This window comes from Actinomadura sp. 6K520, from assembly GCF_004349245.1.
Classification (GTDB): Bacteria; Actinomycetota; Actinomycetes; order Streptosporangiales; family Streptosporangiaceae; genus Spirillospora.
In genome coordinates this window covers 57,420-80,145 of sequence record NZ_SMLC01000002.1, presented here as the reverse complement: position 1 = coordinate 80,145, position 22,726 = coordinate 57,420, and the positions used below count along the sequence as shown (strand labels likewise).

Below are 22,726 nucleotides of genomic sequence, written 5' to 3'. Positions count from 1 at the left end.
CGGCCTGACCAACGGCTCGGCCGGGCGGGTCAGCCGGTCAGGAGGTGCTCGCGGCCGAACATGGCCGCGGTCTCCCGGGCGGTGGGGGTGCCCGCGTCGAGGTCGGCGCCGGCGTCGCGGAGAACCGTCACGACGTCGTCGGCGCCCTTGAACAGCGCGCCGGCGATGGCGGACTGGTTCCGCCCGTTGCGCACGTCCGGGTCCGCGCCGCGGGCGAGGAGGGCGCGCACCGTTCCGGCGTGGCCGTGGTAGGACGCGAGCATGAGCAGCGTGTTCCCGTTCGCGTCGGCCGCGTCGACGGGGAGCCCGTGGTCGACGAACTCGGCGAGCTGCCGGGTGTCGCCCTCGCGGGCGAGGTCCATGGCCAGGGCTACGATGCGCTCGGTCTGCTCAGGCGTCAATGCGGTGTCGTTCATGGTGAAACCTCCTGATCGCCTCGTCCCCGGCGTGGAGCACGCCGGGGACGAGGTGTGCGAGGGTGCGCGGCTCAGCGGTCGCCGGCCGCCAGGGCCTCGATCGCCTTGCGGACGCCCTCGCCGTAGGCGGGGTCGGCCTGAGTGCAGTTGGCGATGTGCCGCTCGACGGTCGCCTGCGAGGCGCCGTCGATCGCGCGGGCGGTGTTCTCGAACAGGACCTGCTGCTGCTCGGGGCTCATGTTCCGGAACAGGATGCCGGGCTGCTCGAAGTAGTTGTCGTCGTCCGCGCGGAAGTCGAACCGGTCGGCGACGGCGCCCACGGCCTGGCTCGGCTCGCGGTAGCCGGGCTGCTCCTGCCAGCGTCCGTAGGAGTTCGGCTCGATGCCCGGGGTGGCGCCCTGGTTGCCGTCGACGCGCATGGCGCCGTCGCGGTGGTAGGAGTTCACCGGGCTCCGCGGCTGGTTGACCGGGATCTGGTGGTGGTTCACGCCGAGGCGGTACCGCTGGGCGTCACCGTAGGAGAACAGCCGGCCCTGCAGCATCTTGTCGGGCGAGAAGCCGATACCGGGAACCACGTTGGCCGGGGTGAAGGCGACCTGCTCCACGTCGGCGAAGTAGTTGTCGGGGTTGCGGTTCAGCTCCCACTCGCCGACCTCGATCAGCGGGTAGTCCTTCTTCGACCAGACCTTGGTGAGGTCGAAGGGGTGGAAGCGGTAGCCGTCGGCCTCGGCCTCCGGCATGACCTGGACGTACAGCTTCCACTTGGGGAATTCGCCCCGCTCGATCGCCTCGAAGAGGTCGCGCTGGTGGGACTCGCGGTCCTTGCCGATGAGCGCCTCGGCCTCGGCGTCGGTGAGGTTCTTGATGCCCTGCTGGGTGCGGTGGTGGAACTTCACCCAGAACCGCTCGCCCGCGGCGTTGACGAGGCTGTAGGTGTGCGACCCGAAGCCGTGCATGTGCCGGTAGGACGCGGGGATGCCGCGGTCCGACATCACGATCGTGACCTGGTGCAGCGCCTCGGGCAGGTTGGTCCAGAAGTCCCAGTTGTTCTCCGGGTCTCGCATGTTGGTACGCGGGTCGCGCTTCACCGCGTGGTTGAGGTCCGGGAACTTCAGCGGGTCGCGGAAGAAGAACACCGGGGTGTTGTTGCCGACGAGGTCCCAGTTGCCCTCCTCGGTGTAGAACTTCAGCGCGAAGCCGCGGATGTCGCGCTCGGCGTCGGCCGCGCCGCGCTCACCGGCGACGGTGGAGAAGCGGGCGAACATCTCCGTCCGCTTGCCGACCTCGGAGAAGATCTTCGCGCCGGTGTAGCGCGTGATGTCGTTGGTGACGGTGAAGGTGCCGAACGCGCCCGACCCCTTCGCGTGCATCCGGCGCTCCGGGATGACCTCGCGGTCGAAGTGGGCGAGCTTCTCCAGGAACCAGACGTCCTGCAGGAGCATCGGGCCGCGCGGGCCCGCGGTGACCGAGTTCTGGTTGTCGGGGACCGGTGCACCGGCGACCGTGGTCAGTGGCTTCTGGTTGTGCTCGGGCAAAGCTCGCTCCTGGTAAGTCGTGCGTGGGGTGCTCGCGACGGTGGCCCGACCCTATCCGCTTTTCTTGAATCATTCAATTAAATGAAGTATGCGTCTCATCGGGGACGGGCCTGGAAGGCGGCCACCTCGGACTCGTAGGCGGTGGCGGCCCGCTCTCGCTCGCCCCAGCTGCGGCGGGCGAGGGAGACCAGGCCGGAGGGCTTGGCCAGGAGGGTGTAGGCCGCGTCCTCGGCTGCCCGCGCGAGGTCGTCCGGCGGGCGGAGGACGGCGGTGTCCAGATCCGCGGCGGGAATCCGCTCGGCGGTCAGCAGAACCCGGCTCGCCATCGCGGGCGGGAGCAGGCGGCTGAGGACGGCGTGGCCGACCGTCACGCCCACGTCCAGTTCGGGCAGTTCCAGCCAGGCGTCCGAGGCGATGAGCGGGACGTCGGCGGCGGCCAGCAGGAGGGCTCCGGCGCCGATCGCCGGGCCCTGCGCCGCGACGACCACCGGGGCCGGGCAGCGCAGGACGGCGGTCAGCGCGGCGGCACCGACGGTGAGGCCGCCGGCGGTCGCGTCCGCGCCGCGGTCGTGTCCCGCGCTGAAGACGTGCCCGGCCGCGTCGACCAGGAGGCACTCGTCCGGGCGCATGGCGGCGCAGGTCTCGGTGAGCCACCGGTAGGCGGCCATGTCGAGTGCGTTGACCGGCGGGCGGTCCAGCGTCGCCCGGACGAGCCGTCCCTCGCGTCGTGTCCGCATCAGGCGCGCATCAGTAGGAGCGGGGGAGGGCCAGGCGCTTGTGCGCGACGTGGTTCAGCAGCATCTCGGAGCTGACCGGGGCGATCCGGAAGAGGCGCACCAGGCCGTGCAGGGTGGCCAGGCCGTACTCGCGGGACATGCCGTTGCCGCCGAGGGTCTGCATGGCGGCGTCGAGCGCGGCCGAGGCGGCTTCGGAGGCGGTCAGCTTCGCCATGGCCGCCGCCACCCCGCCGGTCTCGCCGCGGTCGAACGCGCGGGCCGCGGAGGTCGTGAGCAGGCGGGACGCGGTGAGTGCCGTCTCGGCGCGGGCCAGCGGGTGGGAGACGGCCTGGTGCGCGCCGATGGGAACGCTCCAGACGGTCCGCTCGCGGGCGTAGCCGGCGGCGATGTCGATCGCGTACCTGGCGATGCCGTTCAGGAGGGCGGCGCTGATGATGCGCTCGGGGTTGAGGCCCGCGTAGAGGACGGCCATGCCGGCGTCGGGCCCGACGATCGCGGAGTCGCCCACGCGGACATCGTCGTAGAACACGCTGTACTGGCGCTCGGGGGACAGGATCTCGACCTCGATGGGGCTCTTGGCGAGGCCGGGCGCGTCGGTCGGGACGATGAAGACCTTCAGCTCGTCCTCGGCGCGGGCGACGGTGAGGAGCGCGTCGGCGTTGTCGACGTGGGAGACGTAGTACTTCTGGCCTGACAGCACCCAGGCGTCCCCGTCGCGGCGTGCGCGCATGCGCAGGTTGTGGGTGTTCGATCCGGCGTCGGGTTCGGTGATGGCGAAGCCGAGGACGCGGGAGCCGTCCGCCAGGCCCGGCAGCCACTCGGCCTTCTGCGCGGGCGTGCCGAAGCCGTCGAGCATGGTCGCGCATACGGCGGGGGAGAGCGCGACGAGCATGAGCGGCAGCCCCGCCTCGGCGATCGCCTCGGCGACCACGGCCAGGGCCTCGACGCCCGCGCCGGCCCCGCCGTACTCCTCCGGGATCCCGGCGCCGAGGGCGCCGACGCCGCCCAGGGCGCGCCAGAGGTCGCGGGCGTTGTCCCCCGCGTCCGACGAGCGGACGTAGTACTCGTGCCCGAAGTCGCGGCAGGTCCGCAGGACGGTCTCGCGCAGCTCGGACAGCTCCGCCGGGGTCTCGGGTGTCGGCCGCACGCCGGCCTCCTCGTTCGATGGTCTGACTTGCTCGGTTCACCCTGCACAGCGCCGGAATCCGATGTCCGGCATGTTACTTTGGTGTAAAAGACTGATGTATTACAGTCTAGTTCACGCCCGACCACCGGTCGAGCCAGCCGCCACGCACCGGCCCCCGATCCGGGGCACGGAGCCGCGGCCCCGCGGAGGAGCACCTCGGAACAGCCGCCGAGATCCCTTGCGAGCAGGGCCTTCACGACATGCGACCCATGCCGGGGGCCCTGCCGAGCAGGGTGCGGGGCGGGCGTCACCGCAACCCGCCGCACCCCCTCCGCGCCCCGGCCTGAGCAACCCTCTCCCGTCCGGACCAGCGAGAACAGCTTCATCGGGGACTTGTCCTGACACGACCCCATCCTGCAAACTCTGACGTATTCACTCCCTGGTTTGGCTGGGGGTGCCTGCATCGCCCGACCAAGGCGATCATCGAGGAGACACCAATGAGAGCAGCCATGCGTCGCCACGCGGCCATCGCGGTAATGACCGCTCTGGCCGTTTCCGTGACGGCCTGCGGGTCGTCCGGATCGGATACATCAGATGGATCTGGCGACACCTACACCATCGGCGTCGTGAACTCCACGACCGGTGCGCTCGGCGCGGTCGGTCAGCAAGAGGCCAAGGGCATGAAGCTGGCCGTGGAGGAGATCAACGCCGCCGGCGGCGTGAAAGGCCGCAAGCTCAAGCTGGAGGAGGTGGACGACCAGGGCTCGGTGAACCTGACCACCGCCGGGTTCAAGAAGCTCGCCACCGAGACCAAGGTGCCGGTCGTGCTCGGGCCGGGCATCTCCGCGAACGCCAAGGCGGTGGCCCCGCTCGCCGACCAGTACGGCGTCACGCAGATCCTCCTCGTCGCGCAGCCCGAGGTCGCCAACGGCACCAAGCACGTCTTCGAGGTGCCGCTGCCGGGCAAGGCCAACTCCGAGGCCATGGTCAACTACGCCAAGGAGCAGGGCGCCAAGAGCGCCGCGATCATCTGGGCGAACAACCCGTACGGCCAGGCGGGCAACACCGACGTCACCAACGCCGCCAAGGCCGCCGGGATCGACATCGTCAACTCCGAGGGCTTCGACCCGGGCAAGTTCGACTTCACCGCGCAGGCGGGCAAGGCGGCCGCCGCGGACCCCGACGCGATCTTCCTCTACGGCGCCGGCGGGTCCAGCGACGCCCTGGTGCTGAAGAACGTCGCCGCGACGGGCTACGAGGGCCTCGTCGTCGGCGACCTGGCGTACTCCTCCGACTTCATCCCGGAGACCGCGGGAGGCAACGCGGCCGACAAGGTCGTCTCGCTGACGGCGGTCGACTACGGCAACCCCGACGAGAAGACGAAGAAGTTCCTCGACGCCTACAAGGCCAAGTTCGGCGAGGCCCCCTCGGTGCTGAGCACCTACGCCTACGTGGCGGTGCAGCTGACCGCCGCGGCCATCGAGAAGGCCCCCGAGTACACGGGCGAGGAGCTCTCCAAGGCGATCGAGTCGCTGAACTTCGAGAGCATCGTCGGCAAGCTGGCCTACACCGCCGAGTGGCGCGGCGGCCCGAACGCCGACGCCTTCAAGCCGGTCACGTTCAAGGACGGCGAGTACGCGGTCCCGGACCAGGGCTGACCTCGACCAGCAGATGACGGTGGCCGGGCCGGGCAACGGCCCGGCCACCGCCCTCGCCCCTAAGGAATCCGCCCGTGCGCATCATCGACCTCCTCGTCTCCGGTCTCACGCTCGGCGCCATCTACGCGCTCGTCGCCCTCGGCTTCCATCTCGTCTACCGCATGACGGGGGTGCTCGACTTCGCCCAGGGCGACAAGGTGATCATCGGTGGCCTGCTCGGCCTGACCCTGGTCAGGCAGGGCCTGGACACGATCCTGCTCGTCGCCCTGCTCGTGCTGATCGCCGGGCTGCTGCTCGGCATCGCCTACGACGCGCTCGTGATCCTGCCGACGCAGAACAACGGGCATATCGCGACGATCGCCGCGACCGTCGGGATCATGCTCGTGTTCGCCAACGGCGGCCACCTCGTCTGGGGACCGGACGGCAAGCCGTTCCCGCCCGTCCACCGCGGCGTGCTGGAGATCGGCGAGATGCGGATCGGCTACCAGGACCTGCTGATCTGGGCGGTGGTCATCGCCGTCGCGGTCGCTCTCGCGCTGCTGCTCGGCCGGTCCCGGGTCGGCCGCGGCATGGTCGCCGCGGCGACCGACCCGCTCGCCGCCCAGGCCGTCGGCATCAACGTCTCGCGGATGCGCGCCATCGCGTTCGCGCTGGCCTTCGGGCTGGCCGCGCTCGCCGGGGTGCTGGTCGCGCCGATCACCCTCGCCGGCGGGACGCTCGGTACCGCGCTCACCCTGAAGGGCTTCACCGGCGCGGTGCTCGGCGGGCTCGCCAGCACGCGGGGCGTCATCGTGGGCGCCGTGCTGCTCGGCGTGATCGAGAGCGAGCTCGCCGCGGTCATCCCGAACAGCTACGTCGACCCGATCGTGCTGATCGCCCTGATCATCGTCCTGCTAGTGATGCCGAACGGCCTGTTCGGCCTGAGGAGGCAGCGCCTTGCCTGACAAAGCCTTCGCCCTCCGGGCCGGGCGGCACCTGGGCCCCACCGTGGTCGCCGCCGTCATCCTGCTCGGCTACGCGTTCACCAACCCGGGCGCCACCGACCTGGCACTCGGCGTGAACATCGGCGTCGCGGCGATCGCCGCGGTCGGGCTGACCCTGACCATCGGCGGCGCGGGGCAGCTCGCGCTCGGCCAGGCCGGCTTCATGGCCATCGGCGCGTACGGGACGTCCTACCTGATGCTCGACCGGGAGATGGCGTTCCTGCCCGCGCTGGTCCTCGGCGTCGTGCTGGCGCTGGTCATCGGCGTGCTCGTCGGGTACATCGCGCTGCGGCTGCACGGCCACTACCTCGCGATGGCGACGCTGGCCGTCGGTACCGGCATCCACGCGTTCCTGATGCTGCCGGGCCCGCTCGGCGGCGCGAACGGGTACGCGCCGATCCCGTTCCCGGAGATCTTCGGGTACAAGCTCCTGGACCCGCGCGACCAGTACCTGCTGGTCGCGGTCACGCTGATCCTCGTGCTGCTCGGGTCGCGGTGGCTGCTGGCCGCCCGGATGGGCCGGGAACTGGCGGCGCTGCGGGACGACGAGGTCGCCGCGCGGGCGGTCGGGGTGAACATCACCGCGCGCAAGGTGCAGATCTTCGCGGTCTCCGCCGCGATCGGCGCGCTGGCGGGCGGCGTCAACGCCCCGCTGCAGACCGCCATCGACCCGTCGCTGTTCTCCACGGCGATCTCGATCCAGCTGTTCGTCATGGTGATCCTCGGCGGTCTCGGCAACATCTACGGCGCGGTGTTCGGCGCGGCGCTGGTGACCTGGCTGATCGCGGAGGTGCCCGGCAGCGGCTCCTGGGCGCTGACCGTGCTCGGGGTGGTGGTGGTCGTGTTCATGGCCGTGCTGCCGGACGGGCTGTCGGGCGTGGCCCGGATCGGCCGCGCGCTGCTGGCCCGGGTCGCGCGGCGCGGGCCCGGCTCGGGGGCGACGATCACGGAGGTGTCGAAGTGAGGACTCCGGGAACCGCGGAGGCGCGCGGCGTCACCCAGCGCTTCGGCGGGCTGACGGCCGTCTCGGACGTGAGCTTCACCGCCGCCAGGGGCGAGATCCACGGGATCATCGGCCCGAACGGCGCCGGGAAGACGACGCTGCTGAACGTGCTGAGCGGGCTGCAGCGTCCGTCCGGCGGCTCGGTGCTCATCGGCGGCGAGGACGTGACGCGCTGGCCGAGCCACCGGCTGGTGAAGCGGGCGCGGCTGGTGCGGACGTTCCAGACCGTCCGGCTGTTCGGCAGCATGTCGGTCCGGGAGAACCTGATGGTCGCGGCGCGGACGACGGCCGCCCCGGCGCAGGCCAGGGAGCGGGTCGAGGAGGTGCTCGGCCGGCTGTCGCTGGACGGGCTGGCCGGCGAGCCGGGCGCGGCACTGTCGTACGGGCTGCAGCGGCGGGTGGAGCTCGCCCGGGTGATGGTGGCCGACCCGGCGGTGGTCCTGCTGGACGAGCCCGCCGCCGGGCTCAGCCCGCAGGAGCGCGGCGACCTCGCGGACATGCTGCGCGAGATGCGCGACTCGGGGGTCACGGTCATCCTCGTCGAGCACCACATGGACCTCGTGCACGCGGTCTGCCAGAACTGCACGGTGCTCGACTTCGGGAAGGTCATCGCCCGCGGCACGCCGGACGAGGTCACCCAGGACCCCGCCGTCCTGGAGGCGTACCTGGGCGGCCGGCACCACCGGGCGGCGGACGTCGGCGCCCCCGTTCCCACGGGCGAGGAGGACTGATGGCACAGGCGCAGGACGGCCCGCTGCTCGAACTGCGCGGCGTCGTCTACCGGTACGGGGCGATCAGCGCGCTGAAGGGCGTGGACCTGCACGTGCGCCGCGGCGAGGCGGTCTGCGTCATCGGGCCGAACGGCGCGGGCAAGACGACGCTCGCGCGGCTGGCGGGCGGTCTGTACCGCCCGGCCGGGGGCACGGTCCGGGTGAACGGCGAGCCGATGCCGCGCCAGCCGCACGAGGCGGTCGCGCGGGGCATCGGCAGCGTCCTGGAGGGCCGGCACCTGTTCGTGGAGCAGACCGTCCAGACGAACCTGGAGCTCGGCTGCTACCACGGCAAGGTGCCGAAGGCGGTGGTCGAGGAGCGCCTGGAGAAGGTCATGGACCTGTTCCCGGTGCTGCGCAAGCGCGCCGGCCAGGAGACGTCGACGATGTCCGGCGGGGAGCAGCAGATGGTCGCGGTGGGCCGCGCGCTGATGGCCGAGCCGGAGATCCTGATCCTGGACGAGCCGTCCATGGGCCTCTCCCCCAAGATCACCGGCGAGGTGTTCGACGCACTCGCGGCGCTGCGCAAGGGCGGGCTGTCGATCCTGCTCATCGAGCAGAACGCGCCGCTCGCCTTCGAGCTGGCCGACCGCGGGTACCTGCTGCGGCAGGGCGAGGTGGTGGTCGAGGGGAACATCGAGGAGCTGACCAGGGACGAAGTGGTCCGTTCCGCCTACCTGGGGGCGTGATGGGCGCGGGGACCGGGGCTCCCCTCTCGGGCGGCCCCCTCCACGCCGATCTTGAGCGGCTCTACGGCATCGCGCTGGCGGAGGCGAGCCTGCCGGGCGCGCTCTACCAGGGCGACCCGCCGGGCGACACCTCATCGCCCGCCCCCGCCGCGCCGGTCAGGCAGGATTCCGACCCGGCCGACCCGGTCGACCCGGTCAAGGAGGTCGAGCGGGCGCTGGAGCGCATCGCCGCCACCGACGGGGAGATCCGGGCCTGGGCGCTCGTGGACGCCGACGGCGCCCGCGCCGAGGCGGAACGGAACGGCGGCCGCGGGCCGCTGCGGGGGCTTCCGGTCGGGGTGAAGGACCTCATCGACGTGGCCGGGCTGCCGACCGCCGCCGGGTCCCGGCACCTCGGCGGCCCGGGGCGGCGCGTCCCGGCCGCCGACGCCGGCTGCGTCGCGCGGCTCCGCGCGGCCGGGGCGGTGATCGTCGGCAAGACCGCGACGCACGAGTACGCGTTCGGCGGCACCACGCCGCCGACCCGCAACCCGCGCGACACCGCGCGGATCCCGGGCGGTTCGTCCGGCGGTTCGGCGGCGGCCGTCGCCGCCGGGCACGTGCGGCTCGCCCTCGGCAGCGACACCGCCGGATCGGTGCGGATCCCGTCGGCCTACTGCGGGACGGCCGGGTTCGTCCCGTCCCCCGGGCGGCTCCCCGGCGACGGCGTGCTGCCGCTCGCCTGGTCGCTGGACCGGGTGGGGCTGATCGCCGCGACCGCCGGCGACATCGCGCTGGCGGCGGCCGCCCTGGGGATCACCTCCCCGGCGGGCGGCGCGGCCCGTCCCGCCGGGTTCCGGGGGCTGCGGGTCGGCGTGCCGGCGGGCACGCTGGACGAGCCCATCGACCCCGACATCGGCGCGGCGGTCGAGCGGGCCCTGGCCACCGTCCGCGACCTGGGCGGCGAGGTCGTCGACGTGGAGATCCCGCACGGCTGGGCCGCCGTCACCGCGGGCATGACGATCATCCTCGGGGAGTGCCTCGACCACCACCGCGAGCGGCGCGGGCCCGGCGGCGACGAACTGTTCGGCGCCGACGTGCGCGCCATGCTCGACCTCGCGGCGGAGGTCCCCGCCGGTGCCTACGTGCGGGCGCAGCGGGTGCGGCACCTCCTGCGCGGCGAAGCGCTGGCGGCGCTGTCCGGCGTCGACCTCCTCGCGATGCCCACGATGCCCTGCGTCGCGCCCCCGGCGGACGCCGTCACCGACGGGATGGTCCCGGTCGGCGGAACGGAGGTGACCATGGCCGCCGCGCATCTGCGGTACAACGTCCTGGCGAACCTGGCCGCGCTCCCCTGCGGGACGCAGCCGCTCGGCACCGACCGGAACGGCCTCCCGATCGGACTGCAGTGGGTCGCCGCTCCCGGCCGTGACGAAACGCTGGTCAGCGCGATGACGACGTTCGCCCCGAGCACGAGCGCACCGACCACGTCCCAGGCCCATGTCCGCTAGCAACCGCGTCATCGACTCCCTCCGGCTCGATGACACGTTCCTCGACGAAGAGCACCGCGCGCTGCGGGGCGTCCTGCGCCGGTTCGTGCGGGATTACGTCGTCCCGCGCGCACCCGAGTGGGAGGCGGAGCTGCGGGTCCCGGACGAGGTGTTCACCGAGTTGGGCGCGCTGGGCTTCCTCGGCCTGTCGTTCCCGGCCGAGCACGGCGGGGGCGGCGCGGGGACGCGCGGCGCGGTCGTCTTCAACGAGGAGCTGGGGCGCTCCACGTTCGGGGGCGTGGCCACCTCGATCTCGGTGCACACCGACTACTCCGCGCTCCACGTGTCCCGCGCGGGCGACGACGAGCAGCGGCGCCGGTTCCTCCCCGACATCCTGTCCGGCCGGAGGATCTGCGCGCTCGCCGTCACCGAGCCCGACGCGAGCTCCGACCTGACACGGCTCACCGTCCGCGCACGCAGGGACGGGGACGCCTACGTCCTCGACGGCCGCAAGACGTTCATCACGAACGCGAACATCGCCGGCCTGTTCTTCGTCGTCGCCCGGACCGGCGAGCCGGGACGGCACGGCCTCTCGCTGTTCGTCGTGGAACGCGGCACGCCCGGCCTCGGCAACGGCCGGACGTTCGAGAAGACCGGCTGGCGCTCGTCCGACACCGGTGAGCTGGTGTTCGACGGCTGCCGCGTCCCCGCGCGCAACCGCCTGGGCGAGGAGGGGGAGGGCTTCCGCTGGATGATGCGGGGCCTCGACCACGAGCGGATCGGCCTGGCCGCGCAGGCCGTCGGCCTGGGCGAGGCCGCCCTCGCCGAGACGGCCGCCTGGCTGCACACGCGGCCCGCCTACGGCGGGAAGCTCTGGGACCTCCAGGCCCTCCGGCACGAGATGGCCCGGCTGACGGCGCGCCTGGCATCGGCCAAGACCCTGCTCTACCACACCGCCGCGCTGGCGGACTCCGGCCAGGACCCCCGCACGCACGCGGCGGTGCTGAAGTCCTCGGTGCCGGAGATCGTCAACGAGCTGGCGTACAAGTGCGTCCAGTTCAACGGCGGGAACGGGTTCGTCCAGGGATCGGCGGTCGAGCGGATCGCCCGGGACGCCCGCTTCCTCGCCATCGGCGGCGGGTCGACCGAGGTCATGCTCGACGAGATCGCCCGGCTGCTGTGAGGCCGCCGCCCGCCACCGGCCGGTCCTCAGCGCCGCCAGAACTCGAAGGACGCGCCGTAGCGGGAGCGAAGTCCGAGCCGGGCGCCCTCGGCGGTCTCGACGATGCCGGTCGAGACGCCGTGGTCCCCGCCGGCAAGCCGCGCCGCGAGCACGTCGAGATCGTCCATCGCGCAGCCCGCGACGACCCGCGGACAGGCGTGCGGCGGCCGGGGCGTCGCGGGGACGACGTGCTGGAGGAACTCCAGCCGGGCGTTGCGGGACGCCGGTCCGCGGGCGATGACCGCGTCGAAGCCGTCACCGGGCGCCAGCCCGAGCAGCCGCTCCACCGCGGGGCCGTCGAAACGGTCGTCGAAGTAGATGCGCCCGCCGAGGACGTCTTCCACGAACGCCCGCGCTCCCGGCAGGTCGGCGGTGGCGAACACGACGGCGTTGACCTCGCTGACGTCCACCTCGGGCCGCTCCCCGAGCACGCACCGCGTCCGGCCCTCCCGGTACTGGACGAACGCGTGGCGCAGGCCCGAGCGCGTCTGGTCGAGCAGCCGCTCCCTGACCGGGTACTCGGTGCCGGGCAGGAGGTAGTCGACGGGATCGCTGACGAACGTCCAACCCTGCTCGCCGATCGCGGCCTCGGTGGCGTCCGGGTCGCGCAGGTAGAAGTCGAGTGCGTAAGGTCCGGGGCGGTCGGGGACCCCGGCGGCATCGGGACGCGGCAGGCCGGGGACGTCCACGAGCCTGATCCACCCGCCCTTGCTCCCGCGCTTGCCGAGCAGCACCGACTCCGCGGGCGGCGCCGGCAGGTCCCACAGCCGCTGCCACAGCGCGGGCTCCCGGACGGGCCCCCGCTCGATGACCTCGAAGCCCATCGCGGCCACGTAGAGGTCGAGCAGCGGACCGGTGCCGGCCACCGGCAGGACCACGATGTCGATACCGTCGAACACTTCCCCGACCCCCAGCACCGCCGCTTCGCAACCGGAACCGGCACGATAAAGTCTGATGTATCGCCGTTCACGGTATCAAAGCCACCGGATCGGAACGTGGGCGAGGACACCTCGCACCGTAACGGGCTTGCGAGCCGACCTTCGGTAAGGTGTCGGAGGTTTCCTCTGCCGCACCCGCCAGGGCGGATACCGCCGGCCGGACCCGCGCCTCCGGCCTATGCGCCCCCCGCCGACGACCACGGCACCGAATGATGTCTGATGTATGCTCAATCATGCTGTGAGTCCCGGTGGCGCGGAGTTCCCGACTCAAGAACCAGCACCTCGAAGCCAGACCAGGGGGACAGCGACGTGTCCAGCACCAAAGACAACAGCTCCGGCCGATCCGGCACGGGGACGGCGACCGCGCTGCCGGTCAGCCGGCTGCGCCCGGCCTACCAGCAGGTCGCCGACCAGCTGCGCGAGCTGATCCTGGACGGCTCCCTGGCCCCCGGCGACCGCCTCCCCCCGGAGGGCGAGATCGGCGGCAACTTCGGGGTGAGCCGCAGCACGGTCCGCGAGGCGCTGCGCGTGCTGGCCTCGCAGGGCCTGGTGAAGACGGTCCGCGGCACCACCGGCGGCACGTTCGTCTCGCACATCGACCCCGACCAGATCAGCGACTTCCTGGAGGCCGGCATCGGGCTGATGTCGGGCTCGGCGGCGCTGCCGCTGTCGGCGATCCTGGAGGCCCGCGAGCTGCTGGAGGTCCCCGCCACCGCCATCGCGGCCGAGCGGCGCGAGCAGCGCCACCTGGACGCGCTGCACGCCGCGATGGAGCGCGAGAAGCGCTCCCGGGGCCGCAGCATGAAGTTCCAGGAGCACCGGCACTTCCACGGGATCATCATGGAGGCGACCGGGAACGGGCTGCTCACGATGATGACGCAGCCGGTCTTCCACGTCCTGCGGACGCGGTTCCTGAACGCCGACTCCCCCGCCGAGTTCTGGGCCCAGGTCGACGACCAGCACGGCCGGATCACCGACCTGCTCGAAGCCGGCGACGGCCAGGCCGCCTCCGCCGCGATGCGCGACCACCTCCGCTACATCCGCGACGCCTACCACGAGGACTGATCGACGAGTCCCGGTCGGTCGGGCGCGGCCCCCGGAGCCGCACCCGACCGAGTCCCTGTGGCTGTTACGCCCAGGACGGGGGGCGGTTCTCTCGGTAGGCGCGGAAGCCTTCCTGGCCGTCGGAGTCCGGTGGGGTGGTGTAGGAGACGAACTCCTCAATCTCGGGGACCACCGCCTCCGCGAGGGGGAGTGCCTCGACCGCGGCGAACTGGCGCTTCATCGCGGCCATGCAGGCGCGCGACTGCCCGGCCAGACGGCCGGCGAGTTCGGCCACGGCGGTGTCCAGCTCGTCCGCCGGGACGGATTCGAGGGCGATGCCGAGTTCGACGGCCTCGGCGGCGGGAATCCATCGTCCGGTGAGGAAGATCTCCCTGGCCCGCTGCCGGCCGACGATGCGGGGCAGCCGCGCGGTGGAGCCGCCCGCGGGGATGACGCCGAACTCGGCGTGCGCGTCGGCGATGCGCGCGGAGTCCGCGATCAGCACCAGGTCGCACGCCAGCAGCAGCTCGAAGCCGCCGGCGCGGGCGAGGCCGTTGACGGCGGCGATCACCGGCATCGGCAGGCTCTCCAGGCGCAGGGTGAGCGCGGCGAGCCGCTTGGCGACGCGTTCCCACACGGCGGGGTCGGCGAACGCCTCGTCCAGCAGGGCGAGGTCGAGGCCGACGCTGAACGCGCGGCCCGTCCCGCCGATGACGAGGACGCGGACGTCAGGGTCGGCCTCGGCCGCGTCGATGGCGGCCTCCAGGTCGTCGAACACCCGCGCGGTCAGGCTGTTCATCGACTCGGGGCGGGTGAACGTGATGCGCGCCACGCGGTCCGCCACCTCAAGGCTCATGGTCTCCAGCGTCGGCACGGCTCCGCCCTCCAGCCGGGCGAGAACACCGCCCGGTATATATCTGATGTATCAACTGGGATGAGTATCCGCAGGACCATCTAGCCAGTCAACTCCACCGCAACCCCACCCCAGGGGTGACAGGTGGCGGATTCTGGGCTAAAAATCGGACATATACGATGCAGTATCCGATCGCGATCAGGCAGGTGAAGCCGTGACCGAGGCCGGCACGTTCCCAGCGGGCCCGACACCGACCGTCCTCGACGAGATCCAGCGGCGCGTGCTGTGGCTCGCGACGCGCATCGTGGACGCCGCGAACCGTGAGCGCGACACCGGCGACGGGCTCAAGGTCGGCGGCCACCAGGCGTCCAGCGCCTCGCTGGTCACCGCGCTGACCGCGCTGTGGTTCGCGCACCTCGACCCGGCGGACCGCGTGGCGGTCAAGCCGCACGCCTCGCCCGCCTTCCACGCCGTCCAGTACCTGCTCGGCGGGCTCGACCGCGGGTACCTGACGCGGCTGCGGGCGCGCGGCGGCCTCCAGTCGTACCCGAGCCGGACGAAGGACCCCGACGCCGTCGACTTCTCCACGGGCTCGGTCGGCCTCGGCGCCGCCGCGCCGCTGTTCGCGTCGCTCACCCGCCGGTACGTCGACGCCCATTTCGGCGCGCGGCCGGCCTCCCGGTTCATCGCGCTGATCGGGGACGCGGAACTGGACGAGGGCAACGTCTGGGAGGCCGTGGCCGAACCCGCGGCGGCCGGGCTGGGCAACGTCGTCTGGCTGGTGGACTTCAACCGCCAGTCCCTCGACCGGATCGTGCCGGGCGTCCGCATCGGGCAGTGGCGCGGGCACTTCGCCGCGGCCGGCTGGCACGTGGTGGAGATCAAGTACGGCCGCCGCCTCCAGGCCGCCTTCGCGCGCCCCGGCGGCGAGCACCTGCGGTCGTGGATCGACGCGATGCCCAACGAGCAGTACCAGTCGCTGTTCGGGCTGGAGGGGCCCGAACTGCGCGAACGCTTCCTGGACGGCGCGCCGCCGGAGGTCGGCGAGTTCGCCGCGGACGTGCCCGACGCGGAGCTGGGGCCGCTGGTCACCGACCTGGGCGGCCATGACGTGGAGGCCGTGCTGGACGCGCTCGCCCAATGCGACGCCGTCCGCGACAAGCCGAGCGTGATCTTCGCCTACACGGTGAAGGGCTGGGGGCTCCCGCTCGCGGGCGGTGCCCGCAACCACGCGGCGCTGCTCACCGGCGACCAGATCGACGAGCTGCGGACCCGGACGGGCCTCACCCCCGAGACCGAATGGGACCGGCTCGACCCGGACTCCCCGGCGGGCATCTGGGCGGAGAAGCGGCGTGAGCACCTGAAGCGGCCGCCGCGTCCCGAACGCCCGCGGATCGCGGTGCCCGACGCCACGGGAGTGCGGACGGCGAAGCCCACCTCGACGCAGGAGGTCTTCGGCCGGGTGCTCACCGACCTGGCCAGGGACCGTGAGCTCGCCCCGTACCTGGTCACGACGGCCCCGGACGTCGCCACCTCCACCAACCTCGCCGGGTTCATCAACAAGACCGGCGTGTTCTCCCCGGACCGCCGCCGGACCTGGTCGCAGGACGGCCCGCTGCGCTGGACGGAGGACCCGGCCGGCCAGTACATCCCGCTCGGCATCTCGGAGATGAACCTGTTCCTGCTGCTCGGGCAGCTCGGCCTGGCGTGGGACCTGTCGGACCAGCCGCTGCTGCCCGTCGGCACGGTGTACGACCCGTTCGTCCTGCGCGGGCTGGACGCCTTCCTGTACGGGGCGTACTCGGGGTCGCGGTTCGTCGTGGCGGGCACTCCGTCGGGCATCTCCCTCGCCCCGGAGGGCGGCGCGCACCAGTCGTCCATCACGGTGTCGGTCGGGATCGAACTGCCGGACGTCACGTTCGTCGAGCCCGCCTACGGCGCGGCGCTGGACTGGCTGCTGTGCGACGCGCTCGGCCGGATCGCCGCCGACCCCGGCGGGGCGGACGACGACGAGGGCGCGTACTACTTCCGGCTGACGACCCGGCCGATCGACCAGGCGCCGTTCGCGGCGGCGCGGGCACGGCTCGGCGACGCGGAGCTCCGGGCGCAGGCGCTCGCGGGCGCCTACCGCCTCCGGGACGCCCACCACGCCCGGTCGGCGCTGCGGGACGAGGGCGCGCCGGTCGTGCACCTCGCGGCGTCGGGCGCGGTCATGCCGGAGGTCCTGGAGGCGGCCGAGGAGCTCGGCGACGAGGGCGTCGCCGCCCATGTCGTGGACGTCACGTCCGCCGGCCGGCTCTACCGCGCGTGGCAGGGCGGCCTGCGGCAGGGCGTGCGCACGGCGACGGCGCGGCCGGGGCCGGGCGCGCTGCGCGCCGCGTTCGCCGAGCGGGCGCCGGTCGTGACCGTCCAGGACGCGGCCTCGCACGCGCTGTCGTGGCTCGGTTCCGCGCTGGGCGTGCCCGCGGTCCCGCTGGGCGTGGACGAGTTCGGGCAGTCGGGGAGCGTCCGGGACCTGTACGAGCTGCACGACCTGCGCCCCGGCGCGATCGTCAACGCCGCGTTGGCCGCACTTCACCTCGCGGACGCCTGACCGCAAACCTCTGATGTTTCGCGGAACCGCACCCTGACCGCCGATGGCCGCGGCCGGCGCGGCCGGCGCCGCAAAAGTGCAGGTGCAGCCCATAATGGGACTCGATCGCGCGGCCGCCCCGGCTTGGACATCGACCGTGACCTTGCTCTAGAATCAATATGTCTGACTTTAACGACTCCCAGTATGATGCGAGAGGACGGCCATGACGCTCAAGGACGGGTGGAACGGGCGGTTCTACGAGGACTTCGAGGTGGGCGACGTCTACCGGCATCCCCTCGGGCGCACGGTCACCGAGAGCGACAACACCTGGTTCACGCTGCTGACGATGAACACGAACCAGATGCACTTCAACGGCGAGTACGCCGCGAAGTCCGAGTTCGGCAAGCCGCTGGTCGTGTCCACCCTCACCGTCGCGATCGCCGTCGGGCAGAGCGTCATCGACACCACGCAGAACGCGTTCGCCAACCTCGGCTGGGAGGACATCAACCTCCCGCACCCCGTCTTCGCCGGGGACACGCTGTTCAGCGAGTCGATCGTGCTGGACAAGCGCGAGTCGTCGAGCCGCCCGCACGCCGGCATCGTCACCATCCGCACCCGCACCCTGAACCAGCACGGCGACGAGGTCTGCACGTTCCGCCGCACCTTCTACGTCTACAGGCGGGGCGCCGAGCCGCTGAACGACCTGTTCCCGGAGGCGAAGAAGCCGCTCACCCTCGACACCGAGGACGAGCGCGGATGAGAATCACCTTCGCGCCCTGGGGGGAGACGCTCGCGGAGCTGACCGACGCGGCCCGCCGCGCCGAGGCGGGCGGCGCCGAGGTCATCTGGGTGCCCGAGCTGCACCGCAGCGCCACGGTCGCCGCGGCGGCGCTCGCCGCCGCGACCGGGCGGGCGCGGATCGGCACCGGGATCGCGCTGGCGTTCACCCGCAGCCCCATGATCACCGCGCTGGAGGCGCTGGACCTGGACGACCTGTCCGAGGGGCGGTTCATCCTCGGCCTCGGGTCCGGCGTGCAGCGGCTCAACGAGGACTGGCACAACGTGCCGTTCGGCAAGCCCGTCCGGCACATGCGCGAGGTCGTCCGCAACGTCCGCCACTTCTGGGAGACGTGCACCACCGGCGAGCCGATCGACCTGCCGGGCGAGGAGGAGCCGATGCGGATCCGCGGCTACCAGCGCCCGTTCGCCGTCCGCCGCACCGGCATCCCCGTCCACCTCGCCGCGATGGGCCCGGCCATGACCCGGCTCGCCGGGGAGATCGGCGACGGCTGGATCAGCCACGAGCTGTGCTCGCCGCGCTACCTCGCCGAGCGGGTGCTGCCGGAGCTGGAGGCCGGGATCTCCCGGACGGAGGGCAAGCGGCGCGCGGACGTCGACGTCGTCGTCTCCGCGTGCTGCTCGGTGTCGGACGACCGCGCCACCGCGCTGCGCCGCGTCTCCGGGCTCGTCGGCTTCTACGCCAGCGTCCGCAGCTACACCGACTTCTTCGCCTTCCACGGGCTGGCCGAGCAGCAGCAGGCCGTGCTCGGCGCGTTCCGCAACGGCACCGGTGCCGAGCACCTCGCCGAGACGGTCTCCGCCGAGATGATCGACGCGCTCACGATGGCGGGCGGACGCGACGAGGTCGCCGAGCGCATCGCCGGCTACGCGGGCCTCGCCGACTCGGTGAAGCTCAGCCCGCCGACCCACGGCCTCAGCGCCGCCGAGACACGCGCCGCCCAGGACGAGCTCCTGGCGCTGCTGCCCGACCTCACCGGGAGCGCTTCGTGAAGCCTCTGGAAGACGTCCGCATCATCGCCGTCGAGCAGTACGGCGCCGGCCCGTTCGGCAGCGTGCACCTCGCCGACCTCGGCGCCGAGGTGATCAAGATCGAGGAGCCCCGGTCCGGCGGCGACGTCGGCCGCTACGTCCCCCCGTACGGCGAGGGCGAGGACTCCCTGTTCTTCGAGACGTTCAACCGCAACAAGCGCAGCCTGTCCCTCGACCTGTCGACGGACGCGGGCCGCCGGGTCTTCGAGGACCTGGTGAAGGTGTCCGACGCCGTGTACTCCAACCTGCGCGGCGACGTCCCGAAGAAGATCGGCATCACCTACGACGACCTGAAGCACCTGAACCCGGCCATCGTGTGCTGCTCGCTCACGGGGTTCGGCATGACCGGGCCGCGCAGCGAGGAGCCGGGCTACGACTACGTCCTGCAGGGCCTCGCCGGCTGGATGGACCTGACCGGTGAGCCGGACGGCCCGCCCACCAAGTCGGGGCTGTCGCTGGTCGACTACTCCGGCGGGTTCGTCGCCGCGCTCTCGCTGCTGGCCGGGCTGCACGCGGCGCGCCGCGACGGCGTCGGCATGGACTGCGACGTCAGCCTGTACGACACCGCGATCGGGCTGCTGACCTACCCGGCGGTCTGGCACCTGAACGCCGGGTTCACCCCGGAGCGGACGAGCCACTCGGCGCACCCGTCGCTGGTGCCGTTCCAGGCGTTCGAGGCCAGCGACGGCTGGTTCATCGTCGGCTGCGCGAAGGAGAAGTTCTGGACGCGGCTGGCCTCCGTCGTCGGCCATCCCGAATGGGCCGGGGCCGAGTCGGGGTTCGGCTCGTTCGCCGACCGGCGGCGCAACAAGGACACGCTGATCCCGCTGCTTGAGGAGATCTTCCGGCGGCGCACCGTGGCGGAGTGGCTGGCGGACCTGTACGCCGCGGCCATCCCCTGCGGCCCCATCAACGACGTCGAGCAGGCCATGCGGGAGGAGCACACCAGGGCCCGCGGGCTGCGGGTGACGACCGAGCATCCGCGGTTCGGGACGGTGGAGCAGCTCGCCTCGCCGGTCCGGGTGGGCGCCGAGCCGCCCGAGTACCGCAGGGCGCCGCGCCGCAACGAGGACTTCGACCTGGTCGTCCGGGAGATCGCCGGGTATGACGACGCCACGGTGGAGCGGCTGCGGGCGGGGGGAGCGTTCGGCGACGCGCCCGCCGCGGAGACCGCGCCCGCCGCGTCCGCCGACACGGAGCCGGAGGCTGCGTCACGATGATCGCACGGGAGCTGGCCGCCTGGGCGCTCGGCCTGGCCGAGGTGCCCGAAACGGTGAGCGCCGCCGCGACACGGCACCTGCTCGACGGGTTCGGCACCGCGCTCGGCGCCCTCCGGACGGGCGCGGCGGCGCCCGCGATCGAGGTGGCGCGGGGGCTCGGCGGCCCGCCGGAGGCGGCGCTGCTCGGCACCGGCGAGCTGCTGTCCGCGCCCGCCGCCGCGCTCGCGAACGGCACGCTCGTGCACGCCCTCGACTTCGACGACACGCACGCGGGCGGGCTGGTGCACGCGACCGCGGTCGTGCTGCCCGCCGCGTTCGCCGCCGGCCAGCAGACCGGCGCCACCGGGCGGGAGATCCTGCTCGCGGCGGTCGCCGGGTACGAGACGGCCTGCCGCGTCGCGGCCGCCGCGCCGCACGGCTTCCACGCCCGCGGCCTGCACGCGACCATGGTCGCCGGGGTCTTCTCGTCCGCCCTGGTCGCCGCGCGGCTCCTCGCGCTGGACGAGGAACGGGCGGCCAATGCGCTCGGCATCGCGGGCAGCCAGGCGGGCGGCCTGCTCGCCTTCCTCGGCACCGGCGCGTCCACCAAGCAGCTGCACCCGGGGTTCGCGGCGCAGTCCGGGATCATCGCGGCGCGGCTCGCGGCGGCGGGCGCGACCGGCCCGGACACCGTCTTCGACGGGCCGCACGGCGTGTTCGACGCCCTCTCCGGCAAGCCCGCGGCCCCGGCGTCCATCGTGGCCGGGCTCGGGGAACGCTGGGAGACCACCCGGATCGGGATCAAGCCGTACGCGGCGTGCCAGCTCTCGCACGCCACGATCGACGCGGTCCTGGACGCGATGGACCGCGAGCGGCTCGTCCCGGCGGAGATCGCGAGCATCCACGCCGTGGTCCACCCGGACTCGGCGCCGACCGTCTGCGACACCTCGCGCGACCTGACCCGGCCCGCGACCCCGTACGCCGCGAAGTTCTCGCTGCCCTGGACGGTCGCGGCGCTGATCACCGACGGGGGACTGGCGCTGGACACCTTCGAGCCGCGCTCGATCGCCCGGCCCGAGGTGACCCGGCTCGCCGCACGCGTCCGCTGGGACGTCACCGGCCCGCCCGGCGTCGCCGCCGCCGACGCGCCCGGCCACGTCACGATCACCCTCGCCGGCGGCCGCGCGGTGACGGGCTCGGTCCCGCGCAGCGCGGGCGGCGGGGACCGCCCGCTCGGCCGCGCGGCACTGCTCGCCAAGTTCGCGGGCACCGCCGGGGTCCCGGCGGCGGAGGCGGAGGGGTTCGCGCGGACCGTCGAGTCGCTCGGCGCGCAGCCGGACGCCGCCGCCGTCATGCGGGCCGCCGCCGGCCTCGCCCAGCTCAACCGGCAGGAGAACCGTTGACGTCCTCCCCCGCCTGAAGGCGGGGGATTCCAACCCTTCGACCTACGCGAGGAGGATGAGTTGAGGTTCGCGGTGCACCGGCCCGGTAACCCGTGGCCCTTCCCGCGCTGCCACCGCATGCCCTGCGGCGGTTCGGATGTTGATGGCCGCATTGACGTCGGCGTTGGCCTGGTGCCCACAGGCCACGCACCGCAATACCGCTTGACTCTCGCGGTTCTGCGGTGCGCGGTGCCCGCAGGCATGGCAGGTCTGCGACGTGTAACGCGGATCGATCTTGACGACGCGGCCGGGCGCTTTGTGCTCCAGCCGGGCCACCAGCCGCCCCCACCCGCTGCCCAGGATGGCCCGGTTCAGCCCGGCCTTCTGCCGCACATTCACGCCCGGTGCTTCGACGGTGCCTCTGGCCGAGCGGGTCATGCCCCGCACGTTCAGGTCCTCCACGGCGATGACGTCGTAGCCGCGTGCCAGGGTCGTGGTGGTCTTCTCCACCCAGTCGCGGCGCCGGTCCGCCTCCCGTGCCTTCAGCCGGGCGACGGCGGCCTTGATCCGGGCGCGGCGGTTCGAACCCTTCTCCGCGCGGGCAAGCCTGCGGTGCAGCCGCCGCAGCCGCGCGGCCTCGGCCCGCGTGAGGCCGGGGGCGTGCAGGAGTTCCCCGGTGGACAGCGCCGCCGACACCGCCACGCCCCGGTCTACGCCCACCGCCTCCCCGTTGCCGGGTGCGGGGGTCGGGTCGGGGATCGCGGCGAACGCGATGTGCCAGCGTCCGGCGCGGTCGCGGGTGATCCGGAACGACTTCACTCCGGCTGGGACGGGCCGCGACCAGCGCAACCGCACCCACCCCACCTTCGGGACCCGCACCTCACCAACCTTGCGGGACACGCGCCGCACATCCCATTGCCTGCCGCGCCGACCGACGATCCGGAATCCCTCGTGCCGTCCGGCCTTCCGCCATGTCGGCCGCCGGTGCGTCCCTTTGAAGAAGTTCGCCATGGCCTGCGCGAAATCGCGCAGGGCCTGCTGCTGGACCGTCTGCGAACCGGCCGCCAGCCACGGGTTGGCGGCGCGGGCCTCGGTCAACTGGCGGGCCTGCGCGACATACCCCGGTGCGGGTCCCCGGCTCGGCGTCCACCAGGCGTGCTGTTCCACGGCCAGGTTCCACACATACCGGGCGCGTCCGCAGTGCTCCAGCAGCCCCGCCTCCTGGACGGGGGTTGGGCACAGCCGGTACCGGGACACGCCAGCAACATACCGACCGCCACCGACAAACCCCGGAGGGTCA

20 protein-coding genes are annotated in these 22,726 nt (G+C 72.8%); 13 read left to right on the top strand and 7 right to left on the bottom strand.

Annotation, left to right across the window (positions count from 1 at the left end):
* Nucleotides 1-29: 29 nt before the first annotated feature.
* From E1289_RS01105 to E1289_RS01090, 4 genes are all read right to left on the bottom strand, one after another.
* On the bottom strand, nt 30-416 hold the full coding sequence (locus E1289_RS01105) for an ankyrin repeat domain-containing protein (RefSeq protein ID WP_131974262.1): 387 nt from the start codon (nt 414-416) through the stop codon (nt 30-32).
* 71 nt (nt 417-487) lie between these two features.
* Complete coding sequence (locus E1289_RS01100; RefSeq protein ID WP_131974260.1) at nt 488-1,951, bottom strand: catalase; 1,464 nt, start codon at nt 1,949-1,951, stop codon at nt 488-490.
* A 95-nt stretch (nt 1,952-2,046) separates the two neighbouring features.
* On the bottom strand, nt 2,047-2,688 hold the full coding sequence (locus tag E1289_RS01095) for an enoyl-CoA hydratase-related protein (RefSeq protein ID WP_131974258.1): 642 nt from the start codon (nt 2,686-2,688) through the stop codon (nt 2,047-2,049).
* 10 nt (nt 2,689-2,698) lie between these two features.
* Nucleotides 2,699-3,835: an acyl-CoA dehydrogenase family protein gene (locus tag E1289_RS01090; RefSeq protein WP_243712533.1), complete on the bottom strand. Its 1,137-nt coding sequence runs from the start codon at nt 3,833-3,835 to the stop codon at nt 2,699-2,701.
* Between the two features lie 476 nt (nt 3,836-4,311).
* On the opposite strand from E1289_RS01090, the gene E1289_RS01085 reads away from it, so the two are divergent.
* The 7 genes from E1289_RS01085 (at nt 4,312) to E1289_RS01055 (ending at nt 11,569) form a co-directional block, all read left to right on the top strand.
* Entirely contained in the window at nt 4,312-5,472 is a 1,161-nt protein-coding gene (locus tag E1289_RS01085) for an ABC transporter substrate-binding protein (protein ID WP_131974256.1), read from the top strand.
* Nucleotides 5,473-5,546: 74 nt separating this feature from the next.
* Nucleotides 5,547-6,416 carry a branched-chain amino acid ABC transporter permease gene (locus E1289_RS01080; protein WP_131974254.1) on the top strand — a complete coding sequence of 290 codons (870 nt, stop codon included), beginning with the start codon at nt 5,547-5,549 and terminating at the stop codon, nt 6,414-6,416.
* Nucleotides 6,409-7,419, top strand: coding sequence for a branched-chain amino acid ABC transporter permease (locus E1289_RS01075; protein WP_131974252.1), 1,011 nt, complete (start codon nt 6,409-6,411; stop codon nt 7,417-7,419). The genes E1289_RS01080 and E1289_RS01075 overlap by 8 nt, the downstream gene beginning before the upstream one ends.
* A complete protein-coding gene (locus E1289_RS01070; RefSeq protein ID WP_131974250.1) occupies nt 7,416-8,189 on the top strand; it encodes an ABC transporter ATP-binding protein in 774 nt (257 codons plus the stop codon). Before E1289_RS01075 ends, E1289_RS01070 begins: the two co-directional genes overlap by 4 nt.
* The gene (locus E1289_RS01065; protein ID WP_131974248.1) at nt 8,189-8,917 is read left to right on the top strand and encodes an ABC transporter ATP-binding protein; all 729 of its coding nucleotides are present in this window, start codon (nt 8,189-8,191) and stop codon (nt 8,915-8,917) included. Before E1289_RS01070 ends, E1289_RS01065 begins: the two co-directional genes overlap by 1 nt.
* Nucleotides 8,917-10,407 (top strand): amidase, encoded by a 1,491-nt coding sequence (locus E1289_RS01060; protein ID WP_131974246.1) that lies wholly within the window; start codon nt 8,917-8,919, stop codon nt 10,405-10,407. Before E1289_RS01065 ends, E1289_RS01060 begins: the two co-directional genes overlap by 1 nt.
* Nucleotides 10,397-11,569: an acyl-CoA dehydrogenase family protein gene (locus E1289_RS01055; RefSeq protein ID WP_131974244.1), complete on the top strand. Its 1,173-nt coding sequence runs from the start codon at nt 10,397-10,399 to the stop codon at nt 11,567-11,569. The genes E1289_RS01060 and E1289_RS01055 overlap by 11 nt, the downstream gene beginning before the upstream one ends.
* A gap of 26 nt (nt 11,570-11,595) precedes the next feature.
* Here E1289_RS01055 and E1289_RS01050 read toward each other — a convergent pair whose 3' ends face one another.
* Nucleotides 11,596-12,507, bottom strand: coding sequence for a hypothetical protein (locus E1289_RS01050; protein WP_131974242.1), 912 nt, complete (start codon nt 12,505-12,507; stop codon nt 11,596-11,598).
* 348 nt (nt 12,508-12,855) lie between these two features.
* Here E1289_RS01050 and E1289_RS01045 point away from each other — a divergent pair, with 348 nt between their 5' ends.
* Complete coding sequence (locus E1289_RS01045) at nt 12,856-13,611, top strand: FadR/GntR family transcriptional regulator (RefSeq protein ID WP_207928707.1); 756 nt, start codon at nt 12,856-12,858, stop codon at nt 13,609-13,611.
* Nucleotides 13,612-13,675: 64 nt separating this feature from the next.
* Here the strand turns inward: E1289_RS01045 and E1289_RS01040 are convergent, their stop codons facing one another.
* Nucleotides 13,676-14,446 carry an enoyl-CoA hydratase/isomerase family protein gene (locus E1289_RS01040; protein ID WP_131974238.1) on the bottom strand — a complete coding sequence of 257 codons (771 nt, stop codon included), beginning with the start codon at nt 14,444-14,446 and terminating at the stop codon, nt 13,676-13,678.
* A gap of 211 nt (nt 14,447-14,657) precedes the next feature.
* Here E1289_RS01040 and E1289_RS01035 point away from each other — a divergent pair, with 211 nt between their 5' ends.
* The 5 genes from E1289_RS01035 to E1289_RS01015 all read left to right on the top strand — a co-directional run bounded on the left by E1289_RS01035 (nt 14,658) and on the right by E1289_RS01015 (nt 21,447).
* The gene (locus E1289_RS01035; RefSeq protein ID WP_131974236.1) at nt 14,658-17,036 is read left to right on the top strand and encodes a pyruvate dehydrogenase; all 2,379 of its coding nucleotides are present in this window, start codon (nt 14,658-14,660) and stop codon (nt 17,034-17,036) included.
* A gap of 202 nt (nt 17,037-17,238) precedes the next feature.
* Nucleotides 17,239-17,775, top strand: coding sequence for a MaoC family dehydratase (locus E1289_RS01030; protein ID WP_131974234.1), 537 nt, complete (start codon nt 17,239-17,241; stop codon nt 17,773-17,775).
* Nucleotides 17,772-18,806 carry an LLM class flavin-dependent oxidoreductase gene (locus E1289_RS01025; RefSeq protein WP_131974232.1) on the top strand — a complete coding sequence of 345 codons (1,035 nt, stop codon included), beginning with the start codon at nt 17,772-17,774 and terminating at the stop codon, nt 18,804-18,806. Before E1289_RS01030 ends, E1289_RS01025 begins: the two co-directional genes overlap by 4 nt.
* A complete protein-coding gene (locus E1289_RS01020) occupies nt 18,803-20,065 on the top strand; it encodes a CoA transferase (protein ID WP_131974230.1) in 1,263 nt (420 codons plus the stop codon). Before E1289_RS01025 ends, E1289_RS01020 begins: the two co-directional genes overlap by 4 nt.
* Nucleotides 20,062-21,447 (top strand): MmgE/PrpD family protein, encoded by a 1,386-nt coding sequence (locus E1289_RS01015; protein ID WP_131974228.1) that lies wholly within the window; start codon nt 20,062-20,064, stop codon nt 21,445-21,447. The genes E1289_RS01020 and E1289_RS01015 overlap by 4 nt, the downstream gene beginning before the upstream one ends.
* A gap of 42 nt (nt 21,448-21,489) precedes the next feature.
* Here the strand turns inward: E1289_RS01015 and E1289_RS01010 are convergent, their stop codons facing one another.
* Complete coding sequence (locus E1289_RS01010) at nt 21,490-22,683, bottom strand: RNA-guided endonuclease TnpB family protein (RefSeq protein ID WP_131974226.1); 1,194 nt, start codon at nt 22,681-22,683, stop codon at nt 21,490-21,492.
* Nucleotides 22,684-22,726: the final 43 nt, after the last annotated feature.